Below are 8,506 nucleotides of genomic sequence, written 5' to 3' on the forward strand. Positions count from 1 at the left end.
GGTCTAAGTTCGGGCCGAGGATTTGTACGTGGACGGCCCATGACGGCACCCGTGGAGGGAGCGATAGCCTTGCACCGTGATCAGCGCGATAACCCGCGGGGGCATCGAGGCCCCTGCCGTGCGCCCGGGGCACCACCGTGACCGGGCGGTCGCTGGTCTTTGCGGCCAACACTCCATGTCGACATTGTCAAAGATTGTCGATAACGGCACGGCCCTCTCCCACCGCGGCATAGCGTCGACAGCGACAGGACACCTCGCGTCGTGGCGGCGTTGTGCGGCTTCCGCAGTTCTTCCCACGTATTTCCACAACGTCACGCAACGGCGCGCGACAGGAGCCAGAGGACATGCAGACCAAGCTGGACGAAGCCAAGACCGAGCTGCTCGCCAGGGCGGCCCGGGTCGTTGAAACAAGCCAGGCCGGGGGGAAGCACCCGGTACGCGGCCTCGACCCGGACACCCTTGCGGGATACCTCCAGCGCTACTACCTGCACACCGCCCCTGAAGACCTGATCGACCGTCATCCGGACGACGTCTTCGGTGCCGCGCTCTCGCACTACCGCCTCGCGGAGACGCGACCGCAGGGCACCGCCAATGTCCGGGTGCACACGCCGACCGTCGAGGAGAACGGCTGGACCAGCAGCCACTCCGTCGTCGAGGTCGTCACCGACGACATGCCCTTCCTGGTCGACTCGGTCACCAACGAGCTCTCACGCCAGGGCCGCGGCATCCACCTGGTGATCCACCCGCAGGTGATCGTCCGCCGCGATGTCACCGGCAAGCTCATCGAGGTCCTCGACTCCAACGGCGACACCCGCGCCACCACCGGCAAGGCCCGGACCGCCGACCTGCCGCACGACGCGCTGACCGAGTCGTGGATCCATGTCGAGATGGACCGCGAGACCGACCGCGAGGACCTCAAGCAGATCACCGCGGACCTGCTGCGGGTGCTCTCCGACGTCCGCGAGGCCGTCGAGGACTGGGAGAAGATGCGCGGCGCCGCGCTGCGCATCGCCGAGCAGCTGCCCTCCGAGCCGGTCGCCGACGACCTGCGCGAGATGGAGATCGAAGAGGCCCAGGAGCTGCTGCGGTGGCTGTCCGACGACCACTTCACCTTCCTCGGCTACCGCGAGTACGAGCTCACCTCCGCGCCCGGTGAGGGCGGCACCCAGGAGGACGTGCTGACCGCCGTGCCCGGTACGGGCCTGGGCATACTGCGCGCCGACCCGCCGCACCGCGAGACCGCCGACGGCCACCCCGTCTCGCCGTCCTTCAACCGGCTGCCCGCGGACGCCCGCGCCAAGGCCCGTGAGCACAAGCTGCTGATCCTGACCAAGGCCAACAGCCGCGCCACCGTGCACCGCCCCTCCTACCTCGACTACGTCGGGGTCAAGAAGTTCGACGAGCAGGGCAACGTCATCGGGGAGCGGCGCTTCCTGGGCCTGTTCTCCTCGGCCGCGTACACCGAGTCGGTGCGCCGGGTCCCGGTCATCCGCCGCAAGGTCGCCGAGGTCCTCGAAGGCGCGGGCTTCAGCCCGGACAGCCACGACGGCCGCGACCTGCTGCAGATCCTGGAGACCTACCCGCGCGACGAGCTGTTCCAGACGCCCGTCGACGAGCTGCGGTCCATCGCCACGAGCGTGCTCTACCTCCAAGAGCGCCGCCGGCTGCGGCTCTTCCTGCGCCAGGACGAGTACGGCCGCTACTACTCCGCGCTGGTCTACCTCCCGCGCGACCGCTACACCACCAACGTCCGGCTGCGCCTGATCGACATCCTCAAGGAGGAGCTCGGCGGCACCAGCGTCGACTTCACCGCCTGGAACACCGAGTCGGTCCTCTCCCGGCTGCACTTCGTCATCCGCGTGCAGCCCGGCTCCGCCCTGCCCGACCTCACCGACGCCGATGTGGACCGCATCGAGGGCCGGCTGGTGGAGGCCGCCCGCTCCTGGGCCGACGGCTTCGCCGAGGCGCTGATCGCGGAGGTCGGCGAGGAGCGCGGCGCCGAGCTGCTGCGCCACTACGGCCACGCCTTCCCCGAGGGCTACAAGGCCGACAACAACCCGCGCAGCGCGGTCGCCGACCTCCAGCACCTGGAGAAGCTCACCGGCGAGCCGGGCAAGGACTTCGCGGTCAGCCTCTCCGAGCCGGTCGGCGCCGGCCCCGGCGAGCGCCGCTTCAAGATCTACCGCCGGGGCGAGCCGGTCTCGCTGTCCAGGGTCCTGCCCGGCCTGAACCGCCTGGGCGTCGAGGTCATCGACGAGCGTCCGCACGAGCTGCGCTGCGCCGACGCCACCGTCGCCTGGGTCTACGACTTCGGGCTGCGGATGCCGGAGCACGTCAAGGGCGACGACGCCCGCGAGCGCTTCCAGGAAGCCTTCAACGCCGTGTGGACCGGCGCGGCCGAGAGCGACAACTTCAACAAGCTGGTGCTGCGGGCGGGCCTCAACTGGCGCCAGGCGATGGTCCTGCGGGCGTACGCCAAGTACCTGCGGCAGGCCGGGTCGACCTTCAGCCAGACGTACATGGAGGACACCCTCTCCAACAACGTCCACACCACCCGGCTGCTGGTCTCGCTCTTCGAGGCGCGGATGTCCCCCGAGCGCCAGAGCGCGGGCACGGAGCTGACCGACGGGCTGCTCGAAGAGCTGGACGGGGCGCTGGACCAGGTCGCCTCCCTGGACGAGGACCGGATCCTGCGGTCCTTCCTGACCGTCATCAAGGCGACGCTGCGCACCAACCACTACCAGAAGAACAGCCAGGGCAAGCCGCACGGCTACCTGTCCATGAAGCTGGACCCGCAGGCCATGCCGGACCTGCCGGCGCCCCGCCCGGCCTACGAGATCTGGGTGTACTCCCCCAAGGTCGAGGGCGTCCACCTGCGGTTCGGCAAGGTCGCCCGCGGCGGTCTGCGCTGGTCGGACCGCCGGGAGGACTTCCGTACGGAGATCCTCGGCCTGGTCAAGGCACAGATGGTCAAGAACACCGTCATCGTGCCGGTCGGCGCCAAGGGCGGCTTCGTCGGCAAGCAGCTCCCGGACCCCTCGCAGGACCGGGACGCCTGGCTGGCCGAGGGCATCGCCAGCTACAAGACCTTCATCTCCGGTCTGCTGGACATCACCGACAACCTCGTCGGCGGCGAGGTCGTCCCCCCGAAGGACGTCGTCCGCCACGACGAGGACGACACCTACCTGGTCGTCGCCGCCGACAAGGGCACCGCGACGTTCTCCGACATCGCCAACGAGGTCGCCCAGTCGTACGGCTTCTGGCTCGGCGACGCCTTCGCCTCCGGCGGCAGCGCCGGCTACGACCACAAGGGCATGGGCATCACCGCCCGCGGCGCCTGGGAGTCGGTCAAGCGGCACTTCCGCGAGCTGGGCCACGACACCCAGAACGAGGACTTCACCGTGGTCGGCGTCGGCGACATGTCCGGCGACGTCTTCGGCAACGGCATGCTGCTCAGCGAGCACATCCGGCTGGTCGCCGCCTTCGACCACCGGCACATCTTCCTCGACCCGAACCCGGACGCGGCGACCTCCTACGCCGAGCGCCGCAGGCTGTTCGAACTGCCCCGCTCGTCCTGGGCGGACTACAACACCGAGCTGCTCTCACAGGGCGGCGGCATCCACCCGCGCTCGGCCAAGTCGATTCCGATCAACGCGCAGGTGCGCGCCGCCCTCGGCATCGAGGCCGGCGTGAAGAAGATGACCCCGGCCGATCTGATGCGGGCCATCCTCAAGGCACCGGTCGACCTGCTGTGGAACGGCGGCATCGGCACGTATGTGAAGTCCTCGGCGGAGTCCCACGCCGACGTGGGCGACAAGGCCAACGACGCCATCCGCGTCGACGGCGAGGAGCTGCGGGTCAAGGTCGTCGGCGAGGGCGGCAACCTGGGGCTGACCCAGCTGGGCCGGATCGAGTTCGCCATGGCCGGCGGGAAGATCAACACCGACGCGATCGACAACAGCGCCGGCGTGGACACCTCCGACCACGAGGTGAACATCAAGATCCTGCTCAACGCCGTGGTCGCCGAGGGGGACATGACGGTCAAGCAGCGCAACAAGCTGCTGGCCGAGATGACCGACGAGGTCGGCGCGCTGGTGCTGCGCAACAACTACGCGCAGAACACCGCGCTGGCCCTGGCCCAGGCCCAGTCCTCCAGCATGCTCCACGCCCAGCAGCGCTTCATGCGCCGCCTGGTGCGCGACGGCGACCTCGACCGGGCGCTGGAGTTCCTGCCGACCGACCGGCAGATCCGCGAGCGGCTGAACACCGGCCGCGGCCTGACCCAGCCCGAGACCGCGGTGCTCCTGGCGTACACCAAGATCACGGTGGCCGAGGCGCTGATCCAGACCGGGCTGCCGGACGATCCGTACCTCGAACGGCTGCTGCACGCCTACTTCCCCTCGGCGCTCTACGACCGCTTCGCCGAGCAGGTCGACGGGCATGCGCTGCGCCGCGAGATCATCACCACGGTCATGGTCAACGACACCGTCAACAGCGGCGGTACGAGCTTCCTGCACCGCATGCGGGAGGAGACCGGCGCCTCCCTCGAAGAGGTCGTCCGGGCGCACACCGCGGCCCGCGCGATCTTCGGGCTCAACCAGGTCTGGGACGACGTCGAGGCGCTCGACAATGTCGTCGCCGCCGACGTCCAGACCCGGATCCGGCTGCATTCGCGCCGGCTGGTCGAGCGCGGCACCCGCTGGCTGCTCAACAACCGCCCGCAGCCGCTGGAGCTGTCGACGACCATCGACTTCTTCACGGAGCGGGTCGCCCAGGTCTGGGCGGAGCTGCCGAAGCTGCTGCAGGGCAGCGACCTGGAGTGGTTCCAGACGATCCTGGACGAGCTGACCGGCGCGGGCGTGCCCGAGCCGCTGGCCGTGCAGGTGTCCGGCTTCTCCTCGGTCTTCCCGGCGCTGGACATCGTCGCCGTCGCGGACCGCATGGGCAAGGAGCCGCTGGAGGTCGCCGAGGTCTACTACGACCTGGGCGACCGGCTGCGGATCAACCAGCTCCTCGACCGCATCCTGGAGCTGCCGCGCAACGACCGCTGGCAGTCGATGGCCCGCGCCTCGATCCGCGAGGACCTCTTCGCGGCGCATGCGGCGCTGACCGCCGATGTGCTGTCGGCGGGCAACGGCTCCGCGACGCCCGAGCAGCGGTTCAAGGCCTGGGAGGAAGCGAACTCGGCGATCCTCAGCCGGGCGCGGGCGACGCTGGAGGAGATCCACGGGTCGGAGGGCTTCGATCTGGCGAACCTGTCCGTCGCCATGCGGACCATGCGGACGCTGCTGCGTACGCACAGTTGAGCGGAGGGGCGGGTGCCTTCGCGCCCGCCCCCTCTCCCGCGGATGCCGGACGGAGCAAGACACGCCGGACGGTCGGAAAACGCCGGACGGGCTGGAGCACTTCCAGCCCGTCCGGCGTTTCGCCGTGTGCGCGGGGCTACTTGCCCGTCTCCTTCTCGTAGGCCTTGATGACCTCGTCCGTGGGGCCGTCCATCAGCAGTTCGCCGCGCTCCAGCCACAGGACGCGGTCGCAGGTGTCGCGGATGGACTTGTTGTTGTGGCTGACCAGGAAGACCGTGCCGGCTTCCTTGCGCAGTTCGCGGATGCGGGCCTCGGAGCGCTTTTGGAAGCTGCGGTCGCCGGTGGCCAGGGCCTCGTCGATCATCAGCACGTCGTGGTCCTTGGCGGCGGCGATGGAGAACCGCAGTCGGGCGGCCATACCGGAGGAGTAGGTGCGCATCGGCAGGGAGATGAAGTCGCCCTTCTCGTTGATGCCGGAGAAGTCGACGATGCCGTCGTAGCGCTCGCGGATCTGCTCGCGGGACATGCCCATCGCCAGACCGCCGAGGATGACGTTCCGCTCGCCGGTCAGGTCGTTCATCAGGGCCGCGTTGACGCCCAGCAGCGAGGGCTGGCCGTGGGTGTAGACCCGGCCGCGCTCGGCGGGCAGCAGACCGGCGACCGCCTTGAGCAGGGTGGACTTGCCCGAGCCGTTGGAGCCGATCAGTCCGATCGACTCGCCGCGGTAGGCGGTGAAGGACACGCCCCTGACCGCGTGCACCTCGCGCACACCGGTCGAGGGCCTGCGGCGGACGATGCGGTTCAGGGCCGCGGTGGCGCTGCCCTTGCCCGCGCCGGTGCCGTAGACCCGGTAGACGATGTGCAGATCGTCCGCGATCACCGTTGGGATACGGGCGCCGGGGGCCTGGGCCGGCGGGGCGCCGTTCTTCTGCTCGGTCACGACTTCAGCCACGTCCGTACCGCTCCTCGGCCTTCCAGAAGTACACGAAGCCGACCACGCCGGCCAGCAGCGCCCAGCCGATGCCGAACGCCCACACATGGTGGGGCAGCTGGTCCTTGGTGAAGCTGTCGATCAGCGCGAAGCGCATCAGGTCGATGTACACGGCGGCCGGGTTGCCGGTGAGCAGGACCTCCACGACCTTCGGGAGGTGCTTGCCCTTCAGGATCACGCTGAGGCTGAACATCACGCCGGACGCGTACATCCAGGTCCGCATGATGAACGGCATCAGCTGCGCCAGGTCCGGGGTCTTCGAGCCCAGCCGCGCCATGATCATCGCCAGGCCGGTGTTGAAGAGGAACTGCAGCGCCAGCGCCGGGACCACCAGCAGCCACGACCAGGTCGGCAGCTGCCCGAACCCCAGCAGGATGACCATCAGCACGCCCATGGAGAACAGCAGCTGCTGCAGCTGCATCAGGCAGAACGAGATCGGCAGGCAGGCGCGCGGGAAGTGCAGCGCCCGCACCAGACCCAGGTTGCCCGAGATCGCCCGGGTACCGGCCATCACCGAGTTCTGCGTGAAGGTGAAGACGAAGACGCCGGTGACCAGGAACGGGACGTAGTCGGGTACGTGGTTCCGCGTGCCGAGCAGCACACCGAAGATCAGGAAGTAGACGCCGGCGTTGAGCAGCGGCGTCATCACCTGCCAGAGCTGGCCGAGCTTGGCGGTGGTGTACGTCGCGGTGAGCTTGGCGGTGGCGAACGAGGCGATGAAGTGCCGGCGGTGCCACAGCTGCCGGACGTACTCGGGCAGCGGGGGACGGGCGCCGCTCACCGTGAGGCCGTGGCGTTCGGCCAGTGCGCGCAGCTCGGGGTCGTGGGCTGCGCCGGCCCCCGGCACCCGGGCGGGCGCCGGGGGCGGGGGAGCGAGGGTCTGGGACATGGGGGCCGCTTTCGCTTGCGTACGGGGGCCGCAGAACGGGTCCAGCGACGGGACGGGTCCGTATCGTCGCGACGCCGACACTAAAGGGAGCTCACGTCGAAACGCAACCGTAGCGTCGTGACGCTAAGCTCATGGCATGGCAAAAGAAGGCAGCGGGAGCGGGCCCGCGGCGCGCCGGGCCCCGGCGGGCGCCGCCGTACTGCGCGAGGACAAGACCGAGGCGATCCGCGCCGCGGTCTTCGAGGAGCTGGCCGCGGTGGGCTTCGCCCGGATGTCGATCGAGGGCATCGCGCGGCGGGCGGGCGTCGGCAAGACCGCCGTCTACCGGCGGTGGCGCTCCAAGCTGCACCTCGTGCTGGACGTGGTCTCCGCGGTGGCCGCCGCCGGGCTGCCGGCGCCCGACACCGGTTCGCTGCGCGGGGACGTACGGATGCTGCTGGAGGTCGCGGCCCGGGCGCTGCGGCACCCGATGGCCTCGCAGATCATCCCCGACCTGCTGGCGGAGGCGGCCCGCAGCCCGGAGCTGGCGCAGGCGCTGAAGGCGGCGCTGCACGACAGCCAGGAGGGCGTGGCGGCCGCGGTGGTGGCCCGGGCGGTGGAGCGCGGCGAGCTGCCGCAGGACGTCGATGCCCGCCTCGCGCTGGACCTGCTGACCGGGCCGCTGTACTGGCGGCTGCTGGTCGTCCGCGACGAGCTGCCCAAGGGGTACCTCGATGCGCTGTCGGGCTCGGTGGTGGCGGCGCTCGGGGCGGAGTGAGGAGCGCCTCGGAGCGCCCCGGGGGGTGCCCCTAGGGCGGGGGCGAACGCATCCCGTAGGGGGTGAGAGGGCCCCCTGCGGGGCCACAACGAGGTGGGGTGGGGCGGGTATTCCCGTGGGTCGCCCTGGGGTCCACGGGAGACGCCCTCAGCGCACCGCCGCCCCCCGAGCGAGACCCGTAGACACCCCGGCGCACCGCCGCCCCCCGAGCGACGCCGAAAGACACCCCGGCGCACCGCCGTCCCCCCGAGCGGCACCGAAAGACACCCCCAACGCACCGCCGCCCCCGGCCGGAAGTCCGGCCGGGGGCGGCGGTGCGTGTGTGCGTGCCTCTGCGTGCGCGCCTCTGTGTCCGTGTGGGACCGGGCTCAGCCGGCCATCTCCACGTCCGGGTCGCCCGGGGTCGTCACCTCGTCGTCCGCCGCGGCCCGCGGGGACGGCAGCTTGACCAGTCCGGCTGCCGCGGCCGCGGCGCGCGGGGACGGGGCGACGGTGCGCTCCTGCTGCGGCAGCGGCTCCGGGAGCGTTCCCTGGTCGAGGAAGACCCGGCGCACCACCCGCTC

5 protein-coding genes are annotated in these 8,506 nt (G+C 70.5%); 2 read left to right on the plus strand and 3 right to left on the minus strand.

Annotated features, from left to right (window positions below; genetic code table 11):
- The first annotated feature begins 344 nt into the window (after positions 1-344).
- Complete coding sequence (locus tag ACFWZH_RS36130) at positions 345-5,306, plus strand: NAD-glutamate dehydrogenase (RefSeq protein WP_384441523.1); 4,962 nt, start codon at positions 345-347, stop codon at positions 5,304-5,306.
- A 136-nt stretch (positions 5,307-5,442) separates the two neighbouring features.
- Here ACFWZH_RS36130 and ACFWZH_RS36135 read toward each other — a convergent pair whose 3' ends face one another.
- Both ACFWZH_RS36135 and ACFWZH_RS36140 read right to left on the minus strand, forming a co-directional pair.
- Positions 5,443-6,258 (minus strand): ABC transporter ATP-binding protein, encoded by an 816-nt coding sequence (locus tag ACFWZH_RS36135; RefSeq protein ID WP_384441526.1) that lies wholly within the window; start codon positions 6,256-6,258, stop codon positions 5,443-5,445.
- Positions 6,251-7,186, minus strand: coding sequence for an ABC transporter permease (locus ACFWZH_RS36140; RefSeq protein ID WP_384441529.1), 936 nt, complete (start codon positions 7,184-7,186; stop codon positions 6,251-6,253). The genes ACFWZH_RS36135 and ACFWZH_RS36140 overlap by 8 nt, the downstream gene beginning before the upstream one ends.
- Before the next feature lie 136 nt (positions 7,187-7,322).
- Here ACFWZH_RS36140 and ACFWZH_RS36145 point away from each other — a divergent pair, with 136 nt between their 5' ends.
- Positions 7,323-7,943 carry a TetR/AcrR family transcriptional regulator gene (locus ACFWZH_RS36145; protein ID WP_384441532.1) on the plus strand — a complete coding sequence of 207 codons (621 nt, stop codon included), beginning with the start codon at positions 7,323-7,325 and terminating at the stop codon, positions 7,941-7,943.
- A gap of 368 nt (positions 7,944-8,311) precedes the next feature.
- On the opposite strand, the gene ACFWZH_RS36150 is transcribed toward ACFWZH_RS36145, so the two are convergent.
- Positions 8,312-8,506 (minus strand): hypothetical protein (locus ACFWZH_RS36150; RefSeq protein WP_384441535.1); only part of this gene is annotated, 195 nt, incomplete at its 5' end.

The organism is Streptomyces sp. NPDC059008 (genome assembly GCF_042749045.1).
Taxonomy (GTDB): domain Bacteria; phylum Actinomycetota; class Actinomycetes; order Streptomycetales; family Streptomycetaceae; genus Streptomyces.